Source organism: Pusillimonas caeni, from assembly GCF_003545815.1.
Taxonomy (GTDB): domain Bacteria; phylum Pseudomonadota; class Gammaproteobacteria; order Burkholderiales; family Burkholderiaceae_B; genus Pusillimonas; species Pusillimonas caeni.
In genome coordinates, this window is the sequence record NZ_PDUW01000002.1 from 95,049 (window position 1) to 115,361 (window position 20,313).

17 protein-coding genes and 3 tRNA genes are annotated in these 20,313 nt (G+C 59.5%); 19 read left to right on the forward strand and 1 reads right to left on the reverse strand.

Annotated elements, in window-relative coordinates:
* The first annotated feature begins 272 nt into the window (after positions 1–272).
* The 11 genes from rpmH (at position 273) to CSC67_RS04165 (ending at position 11,800) form a co-directional block, all read left to right on the forward strand.
* On the forward strand, positions 273–407 hold the full coding sequence (gene rpmH / locus CSC67_RS04115) for a 50S ribosomal protein L34 (RefSeq protein WP_013521800.1): 135 nt from the start codon (positions 273–275) through the stop codon (positions 405–407).
* Positions 408–448: 41 nt separating this feature from the next.
* Positions 449–814 carry a ribonuclease P protein component gene (gene rnpA / locus CSC67_RS04120; protein ID WP_118993278.1) on the forward strand — a complete coding sequence of 122 codons (366 nt, stop codon included), beginning with the start codon at positions 449–451 and terminating at the stop codon, positions 812–814.
* On the forward strand, positions 811–1,044 hold the full coding sequence (gene yidD / locus CSC67_RS04125) for a membrane protein insertion efficiency factor YidD (protein WP_118993279.1): 234 nt from the start codon (positions 811–813) through the stop codon (positions 1,042–1,044). The genes rnpA and yidD overlap by 4 nt, the downstream gene beginning before the upstream one ends.
* Before the next feature lie 98 nt (positions 1,045–1,142).
* Positions 1,143–2,837, forward strand: coding sequence for a membrane protein insertase YidC (gene yidC, locus CSC67_RS04130; RefSeq protein ID WP_118993280.1), 1,695 nt, complete (start codon positions 1,143–1,145; stop codon positions 2,835–2,837).
* Between the two features lie 385 nt (positions 2,838–3,222).
* Entirely contained in the window at positions 3,223–4,656 is a 1,434-nt protein-coding gene (locus tag CSC67_RS04135; RefSeq protein WP_118993281.1) for a catalase, read from the forward strand.
* Between the two features lie 249 nt (positions 4,657–4,905).
* Positions 4,906–6,396: a tRNA uridine-5-carboxymethylaminomethyl(34) synthesis GTPase MnmE gene (gene mnmE / locus CSC67_RS04140; RefSeq protein ID WP_118993282.1), complete on the forward strand. Its 1,491-nt coding sequence runs from the start codon at positions 4,906–4,908 to the stop codon at positions 6,394–6,396.
* A 288-nt stretch (positions 6,397–6,684) separates the two neighbouring features.
* Complete coding sequence (locus CSC67_RS04145) at positions 6,685–7,473, forward strand: crotonase/enoyl-CoA hydratase family protein (protein WP_118993283.1); 789 nt, start codon at positions 6,685–6,687, stop codon at positions 7,471–7,473.
* 112 nt (positions 7,474–7,585) lie between these two features.
* Entirely contained in the window at positions 7,586–8,350 is a 765-nt protein-coding gene (locus tag CSC67_RS04150) for an SDR family NAD(P)-dependent oxidoreductase (protein WP_118993284.1), read from the forward strand.
* A gap of 18 nt (positions 8,351–8,368) precedes the next feature.
* The gene (locus CSC67_RS04155) at positions 8,369–10,189 is read left to right on the forward strand and encodes an acyl-CoA dehydrogenase family protein (protein WP_118993285.1); all 1,821 of its coding nucleotides are present in this window, start codon (positions 8,369–8,371) and stop codon (positions 10,187–10,189) included.
* On the forward strand, positions 10,170–10,637 hold the full coding sequence (locus CSC67_RS04160) for a MarR family winged helix-turn-helix transcriptional regulator (protein ID WP_118993286.1): 468 nt from the start codon (positions 10,170–10,172) through the stop codon (positions 10,635–10,637). The genes CSC67_RS04155 and CSC67_RS04160 overlap by 20 nt, the downstream gene beginning before the upstream one ends.
* 110 nt (positions 10,638–10,747) lie before the next feature.
* Positions 10,748–11,800, forward strand: a complete 1,053-nt coding sequence (locus tag CSC67_RS04165) for a metallophosphoesterase (protein WP_118993287.1) — start codon at positions 10,748–10,750, stop codon at positions 11,798–11,800.
* A 524-nt stretch (positions 11,801–12,324) separates the two neighbouring features.
* On the opposite strand, the gene CSC67_RS04170 is transcribed toward CSC67_RS04165, so the two are convergent.
* The gene (locus CSC67_RS04170) at positions 12,325–13,494 is read right to left on the reverse strand and encodes a methionine aminotransferase (protein WP_118993288.1); all 1,170 of its coding nucleotides are present in this window, start codon (positions 13,492–13,494) and stop codon (positions 12,325–12,327) included.
* Positions 13,495–13,741: 247 nt separating this feature from the next.
* Here CSC67_RS04170 and cspE point away from each other — a divergent pair, with 247 nt between their 5' ends.
* The 8 genes from cspE (at position 13,742) to CSC67_RS04210 (ending at position 20,306) form a co-directional block, all read left to right on the forward strand.
* Positions 13,742–13,948, forward strand: a complete 207-nt coding sequence (gene cspE / locus CSC67_RS04175) for a transcription antiterminator/RNA stability regulator CspE (RefSeq protein WP_017523001.1) — start codon at positions 13,742–13,744, stop codon at positions 13,946–13,948.
* A gap of 1,481 nt (positions 13,949–15,429) precedes the next feature.
* The gene (gene mnmG / locus CSC67_RS04180) at positions 15,430–17,346 is read left to right on the forward strand and encodes a tRNA uridine-5-carboxymethylaminomethyl(34) synthesis enzyme MnmG (RefSeq protein ID WP_118993809.1); all 1,917 of its coding nucleotides are present in this window, start codon (positions 15,430–15,432) and stop codon (positions 17,344–17,346) included.
* On the forward strand, positions 17,346–18,035 hold the full coding sequence (gene rsmG / locus CSC67_RS04185) for a 16S rRNA (guanine(527)-N(7))-methyltransferase RsmG (RefSeq protein WP_118993289.1): 690 nt from the start codon (positions 17,346–17,348) through the stop codon (positions 18,033–18,035). Before mnmG ends, rsmG begins: the two co-directional genes overlap by 1 nt.
* Positions 18,032–18,868 carry a ParA family protein gene (locus CSC67_RS04190; protein ID WP_118993290.1) on the forward strand — a complete coding sequence of 279 codons (837 nt, stop codon included), beginning with the start codon at positions 18,032–18,034 and terminating at the stop codon, positions 18,866–18,868. Before rsmG ends, CSC67_RS04190 begins: the two co-directional genes overlap by 4 nt.
* Positions 18,869–18,877: 9 nt before the next feature.
* Positions 18,878–19,798, forward strand: a complete 921-nt coding sequence (locus tag CSC67_RS04195; RefSeq protein ID WP_118993291.1) for a ParB/RepB/Spo0J family partition protein — start codon at positions 18,878–18,880, stop codon at positions 19,796–19,798.
* A gap of 72 nt (positions 19,799–19,870) precedes the next feature.
* Positions 19,871–19,957, forward strand: a tRNA-Tyr gene (locus CSC67_RS04200).
* A 133-nt stretch (positions 19,958–20,090) separates the two neighbouring features.
* Positions 20,091–20,164: transfer RNA gene (locus CSC67_RS04205), tRNA-Gly, on the forward strand.
* A 67-nt stretch (positions 20,165–20,231) separates the two neighbouring features.
* Positions 20,232–20,306: transfer RNA gene (locus CSC67_RS04210), tRNA-Thr, on the forward strand.
* The last annotated feature ends 7 nt before the right edge of the window (positions 20,307–20,313 follow it).

Genomic DNA, 20,313 nt, shown 5'->3' on the forward strand with positions numbered 1-20,313 from the left:
AACCTCGATTCTACCCTGTTGGAGGCCAAGTTATCCACAAGCAAGGACATCTTCGCCACCCTGGCAAACACCCTTATATTTGACTAAGGTGCGTTAATCTGTTGAAATAGCGGGCTTATTGCAATTTTTGAATTGCCTCTTGCCGCCGGGCGAGCCGGGTCTAGGGCTTTATCTACTTTAATCCCCTAGCTTTATAACCCGGTCGAGCTTTTAACCCGGTCGAGCTTTACGGCCGCTTTTACCCCCGACCGCTTTTACCCGAGTTTTTACCCATGAAACGCACATTCCAACCTTCCGTCACGCGCCGCAAGCGCACCCATGGTTTTCTCGTTCGCATGAAGACTCGCGGCGGCCGCGCTGTGATCAATGCCCGCCGTGCCAAGGGTCGCAAGCGCCTCGCTGTTTAAGCGCTCGCCGGCTTTCGACCGAAAGCCGCAAAAGACGATCCATGCGTGCCACGCTTAGTCCGGCGGCGCGCCTGCACCGCCCCTCTGAATACGCTGCCGCCCTGAAAGGCCGGCGTGTCGCCAGAGGGGCGCTGCTCGTTGTGTCGACTCCGCGCGAACGGCCCGAGGCGGACGCTCAGGCGCGGCTCGGCATGGTCATAGCCAAGCGCTTCGCCGCTCGAGCCGTCACGCGCAACACTATAAAGCGGGTCATACGCGAGGCCTTCCGGCATCGGCGCGCCAGCCTGCCGCAGCGCGACTTCGTTTTCCGCCTGCACAGCCCCGTGGCGCCCGGTTCGCTGACCCAGCTCAAGAAGCAGCTGCGCGCCGAGGCCGAAGCGTTGCTCGATCGGGTGCAGTCGTCATGATCAAGCCCCTGCTCATCGCGCCCATACGCTTTTACCGGTATTTCATCAGCCCGTGGGTGGGCCACAACTGCCGTTTCACCCCAACCTGCTCGGCTTATACGATCGAAGCGATTGAAAAACATGGGGCCCTGAAGGGCCTCTGGCTGGGCATGCGCAGGCTCGGCCGCTGCCACCCCTGGTCGCCCGGCGGATGTGACCCGGTGCCGGGCACCGAACACCGGCATTCTTGAACGCCGGCCGTCAGCCACAGGCCAGTCAACGCTATTTCAGCCGGCCTACGTTAAACTAATGAGCTTTTGCTCCGCTTGAACCTATATCTACAGGCGCTATGGATATCCGACGCACCATCCTCTGGATGATTTTCTCTTTCTCGCTCTTGCTGCTCTGGAACAACTGGCAGGTCTACAATGGCAAGCCCTCGCTGTTCACCGGCGCAACCCAGAGCCAGAGCACGGAACAGACGACCGCCTCGGCCAATGGTTCAGCGGCCACGGAAAGCCATGTGCCGGAGGGCGTGCCCGCCACGCCGGCCGGCGGCGCACCCGCGGCTCCCGCGGCGCCCGCCCAGCAGGAACCTGCGGCGGCCTCCGAGAAAATCAATATCAGCACCGACGTATACAACCTGGTCTTCGATACCCAGGGCGCGCAGCTCGTACGCGCCGAGCTGCTGAAGTTCGGCGACGAGAAGAACGCTTCCGAGCCCATGGTGCTGCTGGACAACGAAGCCAGTTCGACCTATCTGGCCCAGACCGGCATCGTCGGCGCGCCCCAGGGCCAGAGCTTTCCTACTCACCTGACTCCGTTCCGCCTGGCGTCGACCGAGAAGTCCATGACCGGAGACTCGCTGGACGTGGTGTTCGAAGCCGAATCCGGCGGCGTCAAGGTCGTCAAGACCTACACCCTGCACCGGGGCCGCTATGACATCCAGGTAAAGCACGAGGTGCAGAACCTGGGCGATGCGCCGATTTCGCCCTCGGTCTACCTGCAGCTGACCCGCGACGGCAACGACCCGCCCAACACTTCGTTCTTCTACAACACCTTTACCGGCCCCGCCGTGTACAGCTCTGAAGACAAGTATCAAAAGGTCAAGTTTTCGGACATCGACAAGAACAAGGCCTCGTACATCAAGCAAGCGAACGACGGCTGGGTGGCGATGGTTCAGCATTATTTCGCCACCGCGTGGGTGCCGGTCGAAGACCGCGCCCGGCACAACGAGATTCTGCGCGTCTCCGACAACCTGTATGCCGTCCGCACCATCCAGTCGATCGGCACCATACAGCCCGGCGCACAGCAGGCCATCGATGCCAAGCTGTGGATGGGACCCCAGGACCAGCAGGCCATGCAGGCCGTCGCCCCCGGCCTGGACGTGGTGGTCGACTACGGCTTCCTCACCATCATCGCCAAGCCGCTGTTCAAGCTGATGACCTGGCTGCATGGCTTCCTGGGCAACTGGGGCTGGACCATCGTGGTGCTGACCCTGCTGATCAAGCTGGTGTTCTACCCGCTGTCGGCCGCCAGCTACCGCTCCATGGCGAAGATGAAGCAGGTGACCCCGCGCCTGCAGGCCCTGCGCGAGAAATTCGGCGACGACCGGGCCAAGCTCAACGCCGCCATGATGGAGATGTACCGCACCGAGAAGATCAACCCGCTGGGCGGCTGCCTGCCCATGGTGGTGCAGATTCCGGTGTTCATTTCCTTGTACTGGGTGCTGCTGGGCAGCGTCGAGATGCGCGGCGCCCCCTGGATACTGTGGATCCACGACCTGGCCGCGCCCGACCACTGGTTCATTCTGCCCGCCATCATGATGGGCACCATGTTCCTGCAGATCAAGCTCAACCCCACGCCGCCCGACCCCATGCAGGCGCGCATCATGATGATCATGCCGCTGGTGTTCGGTGGAATGATGTTCTTCTTCCCGGCCGGCCTGGTGCTGTACTGGTGCGTGAACAACGCAGTGTCCATCGCCCAGCAGCGCTACATCATGCATAAGCTGGACAAGGAAACCGAGGCCGCCAAGCGGTAGGGCTTTCTTCGGCCGGCCATGTGCCGGCCGTGTTGCGCCATTACCGATTCGCTCCCATTCCAGACGAGCGTTCAACCCCCGAGGTTTGCAAAGCATTCGATTCACCGCTTGCAAGACCAAGGGGGTTTTCTTACGCCTGTCCGCTCTTCTCTCTCTTCAGCACGACATGCGGTGACAGCTCGTCGCCGAGCGACCTGTCCATTATTCGCTTTTCTATATAGTCAAATACTATTGATTTGTTTTAATCAATCAATTTCACCTTTTAAGCGGCCGTCCATATACTGAATTCGTGTCTCTCGCCTTCCGTCCAAAGGCGATGCGAAGGGCGAGGGAACATTGGCAGGCACGCCGTGGGGCGGGCAAAAAAACATAACAGGAAAACGCGATGAAGAAACTTACCACCGCTGCGGGCGCGCCCGTAGCCGACAACCAGAACACCATGACAGCCGGCCCGCGCGGGCCGGCCCTGCTGCAGGACGTATGGCTGCTCGAAAAACTCGCCCATTTCGATCGCGAAGTCATCCCCGAGCGCCGCATGCACGCCAAAGGCGCCGGCGCTTTCGGCACCTTTACCGTCACCCGGGACATTACCCAGTACACCAAGGCCAGGATCTTTTCTGAAGTGGGCAAGCAGACTCCCGTATTGCTGCGCTTTTCGACCGTGGCAGGCGAACGCGGCGCGGCCGACGCCGAGCGCGACATCCGCGGCGTGGCCATGAAGTTCTATACCGAACAGGGCAACTGGGATCTGGTCGGCAACAACACGCCGGTCTTCTTCTTTCGCGACCCGCTCAAGTTTCCCGACCTGAACCACGCCGTCAAGCGCGACCCGCGCACCGGCATGCGCAGTCCGCAGAACAATTGGGAATTCTGGACCGGCCTGCCCGAGGCCCTGCACCAGGTCACCATCGTCATGAGCGACCGCGGCATCCCGGTCGGCTTCCGCAACATGCACCTGTTCGGCAGCCACACCTTCAGTTTCATCAATGCCGACAACGAGCGCTTCTGGGTCAAGTTCACCTTCAAGACCCAGCAAGGCATCAAGAACTACACCGACGCCGAGGCCGGCGCCGTCATCGCCAACGATCGCGAAAGCTCGCAGCGCGATCTGTTCGAAGCCATCGAGAACGGCGACTTCCCGCGCTGGACCGCCTATGTGCAGATCATGCCCGAGGAAGAAGCCAACACCTATCACATCAATCCCTTTGATCTGACCAAGGTCTGGCCGCATGGCGACTACCCGTTGATCGAATTCGGCGTGCTGGAACTGAATCGCAACCCCGAGAATTTCTTCGCCGAGATCGAGCAGGCCGCCTTCACGCCCGCCAACGTCGTGCCGGGCATTGGCTTCTCGCCCGACAAGATGCTGCAGGCACGCCTCTTCTCCTACGGCGATGCCCAACGCTACCGCCTGGGCGTCAACCATCATCAGATTCCCGTCAACGCGCCCAAGTGTCCCTTCCACAGCTATCACCGCGACGGCGCCATGCGGGTGGACGGCAATCACGGCCGCATCACCGGCAACGAACCCAACGCCCAGGGCGAATGGCAGGAGCAGCCCGACTTCCGCGAGCCCCCGCTGGCCATCGACGGCGCCGCCGACCGCTGGGACCACCGCGTGGATGAAGACTACTTCTCGCAGCCCGGCAACCTGTTCCGCCTGATGAGCGACGAGCAGAAGCAGCAACTGTTCGACAACACCGCACGCGCCATGCGCGGCGTGACGCCCGACATACGGCAGCGCCACATAGACCACTGCACCCAGGCCGATCCGGCTTACGGGGCCGGCGTGGCGGCGGCGATCAAGGCGCTGGGTTGATGCGTCGGGCTTGCCGTGCAGGACAACCAATGAACGGCACAGCCATCACCTGTTGACCATGCCGCGAGCAAAGGGTGCGCCCACAAGGCGCACCCTTTCACGTCGCCCGGCCAGGCTCGCCAACAGCGCCTGGGGGATGTGGCATCATTGAGGGGACCCGAACCAGAGCCGGCCTACACGGCCGAACGGCGGGCTTCGCAATCCACGGGCCGTTCTCCTATTTCATCAGCACGCATTCTGAATCAAGCCATGGCCGCTTCCTCGCACCAACCCATCGCAGCCATCGCCACCGCCCCCGGGCGCGGCGGCATCGGCGTCGTACGCATCTCGGGCCCCGATCTGTCGCCCATCGCCAAGCGCCTGTTCGATGTACCGCTGACGCCCCGGCACGCCCACTACCTGCCCTTCAACGACGCTCAGGGCCTGCCCATCGACGCCGGCATCGTGCTGTTCTTCCAGGCTCCCCATTCCTATACCGGCGAAGACGTGCTCGAACTCCAGGGCCACGGCGGGCCCGCCGTACTGCGCCGCCTGCTCGAGCACTGCCTCGAGACGGGCCGCCAGTTCGGCCTGCGCCCCGCCCAGCCCGGCGAATTCACCCAGCGCGCCTTCCTGAACGAGCGTCTCGACCTGGCCCAGGCCGAAGCCGTGGCCGACCTCATCGACGCCTCCTCCGAAGCGGCCGCCCGCAGCGCCATGGCCTCGCTCAGCGGCGCATTCTCCGAACGCGTCAACGCCCTGAACGACCGCATCGTCCATTTGCGCATGCTGGTCGAGGCCACCCTGGATTTCCCCGAAGAAGAAATCGACTTCCTCGAAAAATACCAGGCCCGCGACACCCTGAACGACATCCGCCGGCAACTGGCCGAACTCGTGCGCCAGGCCCGCCAGGGCATGATCCTGCGTGAAGGACTGCACGTCGTTCTGGCCGGCCAGCCCAACGTCGGCAAGTCCAGCCTGCTCAACGCCCTGGCCGGCGACGAAGTCGCCATCGTCACCCCCATCGCCGGCACTACCCGCGACAGAGTCGTGCAGCAGATCCACATAGAAGGCGTGCCCCTTCACATCGTCGACACCGCCGGCCTGCGCGAGACCGAAGATACGGTTGAAAGCATAGGCATCGCCCGCAGCTGGGCCGAGATTGAAAAAGCCAACGTCATCATCCACCTTAAGGATGCGCGCGACCCGGCCGGTGAACTGGAAGAGGCCATCAAGCAGCGGCTGCCCGCGCGGACCCCGGTGCTGGAGGTGCACAACAAGATAGACCTGTTGAAGAACGGAGCGTCGGGGCAGGCGGCTGCGGAAGGCGGCGTGCCAAGGGCAGCCGATGGCGGCGCCGCCCCCGGTAAATCAGAGACAAGCGGTTTGCAGGCAACGGAGCCTGCAGAAGCAGGTTCAGACGAGCGATCCCGAAGCGAGCTCAACGTATCCGTGCTGGCCATCTCCGCCAAAACCGGCATCGGCCTGGACGAACTGCGCCGCAAGCTGCTCGACATTGCCGGCTGGAACCCCGGCGCCGAATCTCCCTGGCTGGCCCGCGAACGCCACCTCATCGCCCTGCGCAACGCGGCCGAACACCTCGAAGCCGCCGACGAACACGCCAGCCATGCCGACAACGTGCTGGATCTGTTCGCCGAGGAACTCAGGCTGGCTCACGAGGACCTGTGCGCGATTACGGGTCAGTTCACCAGCGACGATTTGCTGGGGGAGATTTTTTCGAGTTTTTGTATTGGCAAGTAAGGTGGGGGCCGTGGACACCATCGACGGCGTACTCGGTATCTACAGCCGGGCACAGTACGCTAGTCGAACAGCTTGAGGAACGGCAGGCGCTCGACCTCACGATCCGACAGCCTGCTGCCCTCAATACGGGTGGAGGAGCCGATGCTCTTGATGTGGCGACCGTCGCAGCGCCGACAGCCGGTCAGGCGCCAGCCTATCCCCGGGCTTCCCCCACTTGCGCTCTCAATCGTTTTATTTATAATCGATAACAGTTATGTTTTATAACTATTATTCGAGAGCCTTCTTTCCATGAGTCAACCCGCCCACTCTCCCCTGCTTCAAGTCGAATTCGTCGGCGCCATCGCCCAGGTGGGCATCAATCGCCCTGAAAAACGCAATGCACTGAACGACGATCTGGTCAAAGCCATCAAGAATTGTTTCGAATCCATGCCGGAAACCGTCAAAGCTATTGTGCTATATGGCGTCGGCGAGCACTTCTGCGCGGGGCTGGACTTGTCCGAGGTCTCCGCGCATACGGTGCCCGAATCCGTGCAGCATTCGCGCGGCTGGCACGCGGCCTTCGAGCAGATCCAGTTCGGCCGGGCGCCGGTGGTGGCGGTGCTGCACGGCGCGGTGGTGGGCGGCGGGCTGGAGCTGGCCTCGGCGGCCCATGTGCGCGTGGCGGAGGAATCGAGCTTCTACGCCTTGCCGGAAGGCAAGCGTGGCCTGTTCGTGGGCGGAGGCGGATCGGTGCGCATTACGCGGCTGATCGGAGTCTCGCGCATGACCGACATGATGCTGACGGGACGCGTGCTGAACGCCGAGGAAGGCCAGCAGATCGGCATATCGCACTATACCGTCGGCGCCGGCCAGGGCCTGGCCAAGGCGATGCAGCTGGCCGAAAGCATTGCCAGCAATGCATCGATGACCAACTATGGCGTGATGCACATGCTGCCGCGCATTGCGGACCAATCCATACACGACGGCCTGGCCACCGAATCCTTGATGGCCGCGGTAGCCCAGACGGATCCGGCAACGCTGGACCTGCTTGCCCAGTTTCTCGAAGGCAAGAAGAACAAGGTGAAGTTCAAGCCCTGATCGGCCTGTAGAAGGCGATGGAATCGCGCCTGCCCGCGCAGCACCGGCTGCAGGCCGGCGCACCATGACGACACGCATCACCATATATAGACATAGCGACAAGGGGGAAACCATGGACATTCAAGGACAAAGCGCCCTCGTGACCGGCGGCGCTTCAGGCCTCGGTGCGGAGACCGTGCGCCAGCTGGCGGCGGCCGGCGCCCGGGTGGCGATACTGGACCTGAACGAACAGGCGGCACAAGAACTCGCCAAAGAGGTCGGCGGCCTGGCGTTCGCCTGCGACATCACCAATACGGACAGCGTAGAGAAGGCATTGGATGCGGCCGCCCGGGCCCACGGCCCGGCGCGCATCCTGGTCAATTGCGCGGGCATCGGCGGCGCCAAGCGCCTGGTGGGGAAGGACGGCAGCGCGATGCCGCTGGAACACTTCAGCCGCATCGTCAATGTCAACCTGATCGGCACCTTCAATGTGATGCGGCTGGCGGCGGCCCGCATGCTGGCGCTGGATCCTCTGGACGAAGGCGAGCGCGGCGTCATGATCTGCACGTCGTCGGTGGCGGCCTACGACGGCCAGATCGGCCAAGCCGCTTATTCGGCATCGAAGGGCGCGCTGGCATCGATGACGCTGCCCCTGGCGCGAGATTTGGCGCAGTTCGGCGTGCGGGTGATGACGATCGCGCCCGGCCTGTTCCTGACCCCCTTGCTTTACGAGCTTCCTGAAGAAGTGCAGCAATCGCTGGCCTCGACCATTCCCTTTCCCAAGCGGCTGGGCAAGCCCTCGGAGTTCGCTCAACTGGCGGTGCACATTGTGGGCAATCTGTCGCTCAACGGCGAAGTCATTCGCCTGGACGGCGCCTTGCGCCTGCCGCCGCGCTGATCCACAGGAATCACGACCATGTTCTCGTACCAGCCCCCGCTCAAAGACATCCGCTTCGTCCTGTCCGATCTGCTCGATGCGCCCGGCGCACTTTCTCAGCTTCCGCCCTTTGCCGAAGTGGACGACGAGCTGACGATGCAGGTGGCCGAAGAGGCCGGACGCTTTGCCAGTGAAGTGCTGTTTCCCTTGAACGCCGTGGGCGACCGCGAAGGCTGCCGCTACGAGAACGGCGAGGTGAAGACTCCTCCCGGCTTTGCCGATGCCTACCGCCAGTTTCAGGAAGCCGGCTGGCCCGCACTGGCCTGCGATCCCGATTTCGGCGGACAAGGCCTTCCCAGTACGCTGAACAGCATGCTGTACGAAATGCTGAGCTCTTCCAACCATGCCTGGACGATGTACCCGGGGCTGCTGCACGGCGCCTATGCCTGCCTGCACAAGCATGCCGCCGAAGAACTCAAGCAGCGCTACCTGCCCCGCATCGTCAGCGGCGAATGGCTGGCCACCATGTGCCTGACCGAATCCCATGCGGGCAGCGACCTGGGCCTGCTGCGCACCCGTGCCGTGCCTCGGGATGACGGTACGGTACGCATCACCGGCAGCAAGATCTTCATTTCGGGCGGCGAGCAGGACATGACGGAAAACATCGTCCACCTGGTGCTGGCCCGGCTTCCCGACGCGCCGGCGGGCAGCAAGGGCATTTCCCTCTTCCTGGTGCCCAAATATCTGCCGGACGGAGATGCCCTGGGCCGACGCAACGCCGTGACCTGCACCGGCATAGAACACAAGATGGGCATACACGGCAGCGCGACCAGCAGCCTGCAGTTCGACGAGGCGGTGGGCTGGCTGGTGGGCGAGCCCAACCGCGGCCTGGCAGCGATGTTCGTCATGATGAACGCCGCCCGCCTGGCCGTCGGCATACAGGGCCTGGGCAGCGCCGAGACCGCCTATCAGAACTCGCTGGCTTACGCGCAAGAACGCCTGCAGATGCGGGCCGCGGTCCGTCCCGCGCAGCGGCGCGGCGAGCCGGCCGACCCCATCATCATGCATCCCGCGATGCAGCGCCTGCTGATGAACCAGCGGGCCTATGTCGAAGGGTTCCGCATGCTGGCCTATCACAGCGCCCTGGCGCTGGACGCGGCCGAGCACCACCCGGACGAGCGGATGCGCGCCGACATGGACGCGCAGCTGGCCCTGCTTACGCCCATCATCAAATCGATGATGACGGACCAGGGCTTCTACGGCTCGAGCCAGGCCTTGCAGGTCTACGGCGGACACGGCTTCATCACTGAGACCGGCATAGAGCAGTATCTGCGCGATTCACGCATCGCCATGATCTACGAAGGCACGAACGAGATCCAGGCGGTCGACCTGCTGCTGCGCAAGATATTGGCCGATGGCGGCAAGCGGCTGGAGCAGCTTCTGGCTCAGATCGATGCCACGATCGCGCAAGAAAACACCGGGCCGATGCGCGACCAGGCAGGCACCCTGGCGGCCCTGGCGCAGGACATACGCTTGCGGGTGCAGCGCATCGCCCTGGCCGCACCGTCCAATCCCGAGCTGCCTCATCAGATCGCGCCCGAAATGCTGCGCCTGGTCGGCCACTGCGTGATCGCCTGGCTGTGGCTGCGCGCGGCCGCCGTGGCACGCGAAAAGGCGTCGCAAGACCCTGTCTTCTATCAGGCCAAGCAGGACACCGCCAAGTATTACTACGACTTCATCCTGCCCGAAGCCATGCAGCAGCTTCAGATCGTGGACAACACGCTTCGTAGCGCGGAAAAGGGCGAGCCGTTGCGCCTGCTTTCCGATGTCATGCGCCAGTATGCCGAATCCAAAGCCTGAGCCGCGGCCCGCGCAGTCGGAGGCCGGCGACATAGACCAGAGCCACTTGCTCGGGTCGGTGGGCTATTGCTGCCTGCAGGCCTATCTGGAGATCGTTCCCAATATACGGAAGCAGCTGGCCAAGCTTCAATTGCGTCCCGTCGAATATACGGTGCTGTCGCTCATCAACAGCAACCCCGATCTCAACCAGAAGCGGCTTGGCCAGACGATCAGGGTGTCGCCGCCCAATCTGGCCACTCTGCTCGACCGCATGCAGTCCGATGGTCTGATCGATCGGCGGCGCAATCCGAACGACAGGCGCTCGCAGATACTGGCTTTGACTCCGGAAGGCCAGGAAATCTGCCTGAAGGCGCAAAGCGTGGCCGCCAGGGCCGACGTGACGCCCACGCTAAGCGACGCGGAACGCCAGCAATTGATCGGCTTGCTGATCAAGATATTCCATCCCTAAGCGCGGCCCACCGGCCTGCCGTTGCGTTCGCATCCATCCGTCTTGCTTCGTCGCCGGTATGGCTTCATTTTGCTGCGAAGTGTGGCCAAATGCGGTTATGCTTTGGCTACATGCATCTAGTTCAAAAGCTTCCCGACAATCCGCTGGACATCATCGGCGACATCCACGGCGAACTCTCCGCCTTGGTCCGTCTGTTGCAGTGCCTGGGCTACGACGCCCAGGGGCGTCACCCACAGCGGCGCCAGCTCGTCTTCGTCGGCGACCTCATCGACCGTGGGCCCGACAGCCACGGCGTGGTCCAGCTCGTCCAAAAACTGGTCGAATCGGGCAATGCCCGCTGCATACTGGGAAACCACGAAATCAACCTGTTGATCGACGACGTCAAGGACGGCTCGGGCTGGTTCTTCGATGAACGCCACCAGCAGGATCTGAAGAACTATGCGCCTTTCAGGCGCACACCGCCCGAACAGCGCCAGGCTTTCAAGGACTTCCTGGGCAGCTTGCCGGTCGCCCTGGTACGCGACGACATCCGCATCGTCCATGCGGCGTGGACCGCTTCCGCCATCGAAGCGGTCGAGTCGGTCACTTTGGGCACCGTCACCGAACAGTACAAAATGTGGGACTATGCCGCGCAGACCACGGCCAAGGCCTCGGGGCTCTATGAACGCTACCTGGGTGAGAAAGCACGCTGGGCGGTCGAACTGGAGGACGAGAGCCGGCCGCCGCCTTTTTTGTATTCCATCGCCGAATACGAGGCCACGCAACAGATGGTCAATCCACTGAAGGTACTGACGTCGGGGGTGGAAGTTCAGGCCGAAACACCTTTCTTTGCCGGCAATAGATGGCGTTTTTCGGACAGGGTAAGTTGGTGGGACGAGTACGACGACCCCGTGCCCGTGGTGATCGGCCACTACTGGCGCCTGATCAAACCCATGAAAAGCGCCAACATGCCGCGCTATACGCAGCTGTTCAAGGACATTGCCCCCAACGCATGGCATGGCAAACGGCATAACGTCTTCTGCATCGACTATTCAGTGGGCGCGCGCTGGCGCGACAGAAAGGCCAGCCGTTCGATCGAGAACTCGCGCTTTCGCCTGGCGGCCCTGCAGTGGCCTGAAAACCGGCTTGTATTCGACTCCGGCGAAGTAGTGCCCACCGCTTAGTCCGGCGGCTGTAGAAACCGTTTGGGCGGCGGTACACTCCGCCTGCGTGAATCCACCTAAAGCCATCTGGTTCCAGAAGGAATGAAGCACCATTCCTGGGACTTTTTGCGTTCAAATATGATTTAGCACTGGCTCCGCCCTGTAATATGCTGGGTGTTTACAAAGCGATACAATATATTCAGCCTGTGGATAACTCCTGAGCGGAGCGATTGTGAACAAGCTGTGGATGCCCGAAGCATAACCACCCTCTTTTTCCACCGCTCAAAAATTATCCAGAATCCATCCTCTGCAAAACAATGGGTTATCAGACTTTTGAAAGCATTCTAAGCGCTTGTTTTATCTGGCTTTAAAGGGGATATGCCAGTTATCCACAAACACCCATCATTACTACCATTTTTAAATATAAAGAGTTATTGAAAACCTAAATTCCCCTCGCCAGCCTTGCTGCGAACCCCTGTGTTCAAAACAAAATTCGCGCCGTATACTTCATCCGGTCGAAATTCAGAGACATAGCGAACTGGATTTCAAACACGGGCAAGACGCTGAATAGCAAGGTCGAGCGTTTGGTCTTCTTTGGCAAAACACAACCTGATCAGACCGTGGTTGGACTGCTGCGCCGCAGGATCGGTATAGAACGCGCTAACGGGTATGGCGGTAACACCGTGTTCTGTGGTCAGCCAACGTGCAAAATCCGTTTCGGGCAAATCGGATACAGCGCTGTAGTCGGCAAGCAGGAAAAAAGTGCCTTCACTGGAAAGCGGGCGAAAACGTGTCTTTTGCAGGCCTTTTAAGATGTAATCGCGTCGTTTTTCATAGAAGGCGGCAAGCTGGGTGTAGGACAATGGGTTGGCCATATAACGGGCCAGGGCGAATTGAAAGGGAGAGCTCACGGTAAACACGATGAATTGATGGACTTTACGGATTTCGGCCATGATGGCTGCCGAAGCCGTGCAATAGCCGACTTTCCATCCTGTTATGTGATAGGTTTTGCCGAACGATGAAACGATGACAGCGTTTTGAACCAAAGCCGCCCGGCTTGCAATGCTGAGGTGCTTGCGGCCGTCGAAGGTAATGTGTTCATAGACTTCATCGCAAAGCAGCAAAATGCCGTGTTTTTCTACCAGCGCTTCCAGTGCGTTCAAATCGCCTTCGGTCAGGACGATGCCCGTGGGATTATGCGGAAAGTTGAGCACCAGCATTCGCGTACGCTGGGTAATGGCGGCTTCGACGCGCTGCCAATCGACGGAGTAGCGAGGTGTCGTCCGGCTTGGCGGCTCCATGGAGACAATGACAGGCGTGCCGCCCGCAAGCTGGATGCCCGGAATGTACAGATCGTAAAAGGGCTGGATGACGATCACTTCGTCTCCAGGATGCACCAGGGCCAGCAAGCTGGACATCAACGCTTCGGTGGCCCCGCTGGTAACCGTGATTTCGGTAATTTCGTCATACTGATGGCCATATAGCGATTGGATTTTCTTGGCTATCTCATGGCGCAGCGCCGGCACCCCTGCCATAGCTGGGTATTGGTTGTGTCCATCGTGCATAGCCTGGTTGACCAGTTCGAGAAGCACCGGGTCCGGAGTGAAATCTGGAAAGCCCTGGCCCAAGTTGATGGCCTGATGGTCCAGAGCCAATTGGCTCATGAGGGTGAATATATTGGTACCTACATTGGGCAAACGGGAAGTCAGGCTCATGATCGAATTCGTCACTTGAGGTAGGAGGATGGCGGGTTTCAAAATCAGTATCGTCGCACAGGAATACCGGTACTTGACGAAAATCTGCGACATAGGGGAAAACTAGTATTTGTGAAAGTAAGCACCTGTGGTTATTCTTGCCGTTGCAAAACCAAGCTGTACGCGGTGCTGTACCAGGTAGCTATTGCTTTCGTTGGTGTAGGCGTCCTTGGTTTTATGCATTTTTTTCATTTTTAGGACGCTACACATGGCTCAGAAGGGCAAAGTCAAATGGTTCAACGCCGACAAGGGTTTTGGTTTCATCACTCCTGACGACGGCGGTACGGATGTTTTCGCGCACTTTTCGGCTATCGAAGGCCGCGGTTATCGCAGCCTGAACGAAGGCCAGGAAGTCGAGTACGAAGTCAAGGACGGCCCCAAGGGCCCGCAAGCCGCGGAAATCCGCGCGCTGTAATACATATAGTAGTCATATGCTTGCCCGCAGCCGCGGGCATTTTGCTGACGCCCCACGCATTTTTATGCGCGGGGCGTTTTTGTTGTAGGCGCCGTTGATACATGCTGCCAAGCGAATGTAGCCGTCTGGAAAGCCGAGTTATACACAATTTCTATACTTGGCGCAGCTAGGCTCATTGTTCATATCTGGACTCAGCCAAGGCAGCTGCTATATTTTCTGTACTCGTAGCTAAGAGCCGGAAAACATAAGGCTTTTTACCGAATGTTCCTGCTACTGGCCGCCTTCATTTGTTCAAATTATTAGCTGCCCTTTCCTTTGAGTGGCTTGGGCATGACGTTCGTGTGAGTTGCTAGTTGCTCACAAAGTTATCCACAGAACTATGTGGAAGGGCTACCCTCCGCTAGATGCTCAGTACTCATGCCTGTTATCGGCTGAACGGCGTAGGGCGTCAGCCAAGATTTTCAGCTCCCTGACGTGGTTTCTTTGACTTTAGTCGAGAGCGATTCTTGTTTCACGTGAAACCGCTGAATCATTTAATCCAGTACATTTGAGCCAAATAGACAGTATTGTTCCACGCTGCATTTGAAAGCCTTGTGTTTTTTGTCGACGGTGATGGAGGCCAAATCATTATAGAGGCAGTAATCTGCGCGTTTCGGTTTTATGCGTTTCAGTTTTATTAAAGGGCAACGTTATTTGGCTCTGACGCGATAGGTGCTGTCCGGCGATAAGTCATAAGTTATGGGAGAACTTATGTTTTCGCTGTAATTAGTGTCGATTTAGTTTGGTGGGAGAATGTTTTTATGTAATCTTGGCGTCAACATCTAGACCATGTTTCACGTGAAACATGGTCGGTACCTATCGTGGGATGGATATAAGGTGGCGGAAAAATTCTATTTAGCTTGTTCGATAGTTGGAGGATCCTGATTTCTATCCTGTGGTTCACACATTAGTCGCGCGGCTATGTTCGCCCAAGCGGGTGCTGCTGAGAACGATGTCTTGGTATAGCTCTCGATATGGCCAGCGTAACGTCGCTAACAGGCACCTACATTTCAATTTCTAGGCGCATGTCGCTGAGCCTTACACAGCGCTGGCAGAGCACGGCCCATTAGCGTCAATGGATTTTAAAAACCAGTTATTTCCAGGGAGTCATTATGGAGCTCTCGACATGCGAGGGGCGAAGGATATCCTCACTATAGGCTTTGTCCCGTCGGCTACGTGTTAAGTCGAGTGAGCTATAAGTCGGTGGCATTCTCGAATGGAAAGAATGGTATTGAATTCTTCAAGATTAATCTGCACTTGAAAAAAGATCGCTCTATTTAGATAGATACGGGCCCCTTTCCATGCCTTCTATCGGCTAGCTATGTGGCTATTGCTTCCCACACCCTACAGTCCATGTTTCACGTGAAACAAGAAGCTGGTTTCACGTGAAACATAAAAGGGTCGCAAGTATAATTATCCTTTCTCCTCTGTTTTTCCAAAAAATGATTTACCCGGACGAATTCGACGTCATCGTGGTCGGTGGCGGGCATGCGGGCACGGAAGCCGCGCTGGCGGCCGCTCGCACTGGCGCTTCGACCCTGCTACTGACCCACAATATGGAAACGCTGGGTCAGATGTCCTGCAATCCTTCCATTGGAGGGATAGGAAAGGGCCACCTAGTGAAAGAGGTTGACGCTCTCGGCGGCGCAATGGCATACGCAACGGACTTGGCTGGTATCCAATTCAGAATCTTGAATCGGTCCAAGGGCCCCGCTGTCCGGGCAACCCGTGCGCAAGCAGATCGTTCCTTGTACCGACGCGCCATCCGTCAGACCTTGCAGAACCAACCCAACCTGATGATTTTTCAGCAAGCAGTGGATGATTTGATGCTTGAGGGTGACAGGGTAGTCGGTGCAGTGACTCAAGTCGGCTTGAAGTTCCGTGGCAGGACTGTAGTGTTGACCGCCGGTACGTTCTTGAATGGCCTGATCCATGTTGGACTGAACAATTACTCTGCGGGTCGTGCGGGGGACCCGCCGGCAATTTCACTGGGCCAAAGGCTGAAAGAGTTGAAGTTGCCGCAAGGACGTCTCAAGACTGGGACGCCGCCTCGCATCGATTCCAGAAGCATCGATTTTTCAAGAACCGAGGTGCAACCGGGCGACTTGGATCCCATCCCCGTTTTTTCCTTCATGGGAAACGTCGATCTTCATCCCAAGCAGTTGCCTTGCTGGATCACCAATACCAATGAGCGCACGCATGACATCGTCCGTTCGGGCCTTGACCGGTCTCCCATGTACAGCGAGCACGGCGAGATCGAGGGTATAGGCCCGCGCTATTGCCCATCCATCGAGGACAAAATCCATCGCTTTGCCGATAAGGCGAGCCATCAGATCTTTCTGGAGCCGGAAGGCCTGACGACCAACGAGATCTATCCCAATGGCGTATCCACCAGCTTGCCTTTCGACATTCAGCTTGCCTTGGTTCGTTCTTTGCCAGGCCTCGAGCAAGCGGTGATTACACGTCCCGGCTATGCGATCGAATATGACTATTTTGATCCACGTGAACTCAAGTCTTCGTTGGAAACCCGGGCGATACAAGGGCTTTTTTTCGCCGGGCAGATCAACGGCACCACCGGCTATGAAGAAGCCGCAGCTCAAGGGCTTCTTGCGGGGCTGAACGCTGCGCGTCAGGTGCAAGGACTGGAGCCGTGGTCACCGGCGCGGAGTGAAGCATATCTGGGCGTTTTGGTGGACGATCTCATCACCCGGGGCGTGACCGAACCTTATCGCATGTTTACTTCACGAGCTGAATATCGCCTGAGCCTGCGCGAAGACAATGCCGACTTGCGTTTGACCGAAATAGGGCGCCAAATGGGGTTGGTGGATGACAAGCGGTGGGATGCATTCAATAAAAAACGGGATGCCGTCGAAACCGAAATCCAGCGTCTGAAGTCTACGTGGGTGAATCCCAAGATCCTTGAGAAAGAAGCGGCCATTGCACTGGTGGGAAAGCCTTTAGAACGTGAGTACTCACTATTCGATCTGCTGAAGCGTCCTGAGGTGGCCTACGAGAGGCTCATGAGTTTTCAGCGGCCCGACGGGCGACTGCTGGCCGGGCCCGGCGTCGAGGACGGTATCGTGGCCGAGCAGGTGGAGATCCAGGTCAAATACGCGGGCTACGTCGCGCGGCAGCAAGAGGACGTGCGGCGCCAGGCCGCCCAGGAGGGCCAGCCCATACCCGAAGATCTCGATTACGATGCCATCGACAGCCTGTCGATCGAGGTAAGACAGCGGCTCAAGGCGGCGCGGCCTGAAACAGTGGGGCAAGCAAGCCGCATCTCGGGGGTTACGCCGGCCGCCATCTCGCTGCTGCTGATTCATATAAAGCGACATCAGCATGGACGACGGGCAGCGTAATGGCCCGGACGCAATTGGCACAACAGCTGGCCGAGGCCGCCCAAGAGCTCGAACTCGATCTGCCGTCCGAACGACAGGCTTTGCTGCTTGATTATCTGGCGCAGATGCAGCGCTGGAACCGAACGTACAACTTGACGGCCATACGCGACGCCGAGCAGATGCTGGTGCAGCACATTATCGACAGCCTTGCCGTCGTCGGGCCGTTGCGGCGGGCCCTGATCGATCGGGACGATGCCGTCATCGTCGACGTCGGGTCCGGTGCGGGCTTGCCGGGTGTGGTGCTGGCGGTGGCGTGTCCGCACTGGACGATCCATTGCGTGGATGCGGTCGAAAAGAAAATGGCTTTTGTGCGCCAGATGTCGGGCGCGCTGGGCCTGGCCAATCTGCGGGCGGTGCATGGGCGTGTCGAGACAATGCCTTCTTTGCAGGCCGATGTCGTGGTTTCCCGGGCCTTTGCATCTTTGCTCGATTTTGCGACACTTGCTGGCAGGCATGCGCGAGCGGGGGGTATGCTTGCAGCCATGAAAGGCCGCCACCCCGAAGAAGAAATCACTGCTTTGCAGTCAGAGGGAAACTGGAAGGTTCAGTCCGTCCAGCAGCTGCAAGTGCCAAAACTGGATGCGCAGCGTTGCCTGGTTTGGCTAGAGCCTGAACAGGCCTTAGCGCCCAGCCGTCAAGGAATCACATGAATCACAATAATGCCGCCGACGTCGTCAAGGTGTTTTGCATCACCAATCAGAAAGGAGGGGTGGGCAAAACAACCACGGCCATCAACCTGGCCGCCGCCCTGGCCGCGCTCAACAAGAAGGTTTTGTTGATCGACCTAGATCCGCAAGGCAATGCCACCATGGGTAGCGGCGTCGACAAGAATGCTGCGCAAAACAATCTTTACCACGTGCTGATCGACGAGGCCAGCATCGCCTCGGCGCGGGTGCGGTCCGAAACCGGGGGCTACGATGTACTGCCCGCCAATCGCGAGCTTTCCGGCGCCGAAATCGATCTCATCCAGATGGAAGCCCGCGAGATGCAGCTCAAGCAGGCCATCGCCCAGGTCATCGATGAATACGACTTCATCCTGATCGACTGCCCCCCGACGCTCTCCTTGCTTACCTTGAATGGCTTGGCGTCGGCCGACGGCGTCATCATTCCCATGCAATGCGAGTACTTTGCGCTCGAAGGCCTGTCCGATCTGGTCAACACCATCAAGCGGGTGCACCACAACATCAACCCGGGCCTGCGCGTCATCGGCCTGCTCCGGGTCATGTTCGATACGCGCGTCACCCTTCAGCAGCAGGTATCGGCGCAAATCGAATCGCATTTCGGCGACCGGGTTTTCGAGACGATCGTGCCGCGCAACGTCAGGCTGGCCGAAGCGCCCAGCCACGGCATGCCCGGCATCGTCTACGACAAGAGTTCCCGCGGCGCCAAGGCGTATATCGAATTCGGCGAAGAACTGATCAAGCGGGTCAAGAAAGAGGCCTTGCGCGCCATTGCGCGGCCCCCAAAAATGATGAACTTGTAAGGACACAACATGGCAACGAAGAAACCCAAAGGGTTGGGCCGCGGCCTGGACGCCTTGCTCGGGGCGGATGCCGGCGTCATCGGCACGTTGGGCGACAGGCCCGAAGCCGCGCAATCGCAATCGCCCAGCAAGCTCAGCGTCAAGGCTTTGAAGGCCGGTAAATACCAGCCCCGCACCCGCATGGACGAAGGCGCCCTGAACGAGCTCGCTGAATCCATCCGAACCCAGGGCATCATGCAGCCCATCCTGGTGCGGCCGCTGGCCCAGGCGGGCACCTACGAAATCATCGCCGGCGAGCGCCGCTTTCGCGCCGCCCAGCTGGCAGGCTTGAGCGAAGTGCCCGTGCTGGTGCGCGAAGTCGCCGACGAAAACGCGGCGGTCATGGCGCTTATCGAGAACATCCAGCGCGAAGACCTCAATCCGCTCGAAGAGGCCCATGGCGTCAAGCGCCTGCTGGACGAGTTCGGCCTGACCCACGAACAGGCGTCGCAGGCCATAGGCCGGTCGCGTTCCGCCACCAGCAATCTGCTGCGCCTGCTCAACCTGACCGAGCCGGTGCAGACCATGCTTCTCGCAGGCGACATCGACATGGGCCATGCACGCGCCCTGCTGGCCGCCGAGGCCGCCCAGCAGATATTGCTGGCCAACGAAATCATCGCGCGCCGTCTGTCGGTGCGTGAAACCGAAAAACTCGTCAACCGCCAATTGCGCGAACTGGACGGTTCGGCCGCCTCGGGCCGCCGTGCCCGCAATGCCCCGTCGGGCGACGCCAAACGGCTCGAGCAGGCATTGTCCGATCATCTCGGCACGCGGGTAAGCCTGAAGGTCGGCGCCCGCAATCGGGGCCAGCTGGTCATCGACTTCCACGACTGGGAACACCTGAACTCCCTGCTCGAGCGTCAGGGGCTGGCCAACGTCATGGACGCCTGACCGCTTGACGCGCACATTCTTTGGATATTTGACAAGCCCAGAAAAAAGGCCCATAATTCGTGGTTCTCTTTTGGTGGGATGCCCGAGTGGTTAAAGGGGGCAGACTGTAAATCTGTTGGCCTTGCGCCTACGTTGGTTCGAATCCAACTCCCACCACCAGAGCTTACCCGCAGGCGCTGCCACGCATGCCCGGGCCCGGAGCCCGGGGCGGCTATAGGCAGAAACTCGGTGTCTGGCATGGCTGGCGGTATCAAACCCCGGAAAGAACAGCGAGAAAGAACGGAATCCCCATGCGGGTGTAGCTCAATGGTAGAGCAGAAGCCTTCCAAGCTTACGACGAGGGTTCGATTCCCTTCACCCGCTCCAGTTTTTCGAGGCTCGTTTTTTTACAGGGCAACCTGTAAAAAGGCGGGTTTTTACGGTAAAGAAGTATGCCCATGTGGCTCAGTGGTAGAGCACTCCCTTGGTAAGGGAGAGGTCACGCGTTCGATCCGCGTCATGGGCACCACTCACTA

What these genes read in the sequence shown, in the direction of transcription:
- rpmH (WP_013521800.1), top strand. Translation starts at nt 273, where the DNA reads ATGAAACGCACATTCCAACCTTCCGTCACGCGCCGCAAGCGCACCCAT.
- rnpA (WP_118993278.1), top strand. Translation starts at nt 449, where the DNA reads ATGCGTGCCACGCTTAGTCCGGCGGCGCGCCTGCACCGCCCCTCTGAA.
- yidD (WP_118993279.1), top strand. Translation starts at nt 811, where the DNA reads ATGATCAAGCCCCTGCTCATCGCGCCCATACGCTTTTACCGGTATTTC.
- yidC (WP_118993280.1), top strand. Translation starts at nt 1,143, where the DNA reads ATGGATATCCGACGCACCATCCTCTGGATGATTTTCTCTTTCTCGCTC.
- CSC67_RS04135 (WP_118993281.1), top strand. Translation starts at nt 3,223, where the DNA reads ATGAAGAAACTTACCACCGCTGCGGGCGCGCCCGTAGCCGACAACCAG.
- mnmE (WP_118993282.1), top strand. Translation starts at nt 4,906, where the DNA reads ATGGCCGCTTCCTCGCACCAACCCATCGCAGCCATCGCCACCGCCCCC.
- CSC67_RS04145 (WP_118993283.1), top strand. Translation starts at nt 6,685, where the DNA reads ATGAGTCAACCCGCCCACTCTCCCCTGCTTCAAGTCGAATTCGTCGGC.
- CSC67_RS04150 (WP_118993284.1), top strand. Translation starts at nt 7,586, where the DNA reads ATGGACATTCAAGGACAAAGCGCCCTCGTGACCGGCGGCGCTTCAGGC.
- CSC67_RS04155 (WP_118993285.1), top strand. Translation starts at nt 8,369, where the DNA reads ATGTTCTCGTACCAGCCCCCGCTCAAAGACATCCGCTTCGTCCTGTCC.
- CSC67_RS04160 (WP_118993286.1), top strand. Translation starts at nt 10,170, where the DNA reads ATGCCGAATCCAAAGCCTGAGCCGCGGCCCGCGCAGTCGGAGGCCGGC.
- CSC67_RS04165 (WP_118993287.1), top strand. Translation starts at nt 10,748, where the DNA reads ATGCATCTAGTTCAAAAGCTTCCCGACAATCCGCTGGACATCATCGGC.
- CSC67_RS04170 (WP_118993288.1), bottom strand. Translation starts at nt 13,494, where the DNA reads ATGAGCCTGACTTCCCGTTTGCCCAATGTAGGTACCAATATATTCACC.
- cspE (WP_017523001.1), top strand. Translation starts at nt 13,742, where the DNA reads ATGGCTCAGAAGGGCAAAGTCAAATGGTTCAACGCCGACAAGGGTTTT.
- mnmG (WP_118993809.1), top strand. Translation starts at nt 15,430, where the DNA reads ATGATTTACCCGGACGAATTCGACGTCATCGTGGTCGGTGGCGGGCAT.
- rsmG (WP_118993289.1), top strand. Translation starts at nt 17,346, where the DNA reads ATGGCCCGGACGCAATTGGCACAACAGCTGGCCGAGGCCGCCCAAGAG.
- CSC67_RS04190 (WP_118993290.1), top strand. Translation starts at nt 18,032, where the DNA reads ATGAATCACAATAATGCCGCCGACGTCGTCAAGGTGTTTTGCATCACC.
- CSC67_RS04195 (WP_118993291.1), top strand. Translation starts at nt 18,878, where the DNA reads ATGGCAACGAAGAAACCCAAAGGGTTGGGCCGCGGCCTGGACGCCTTG.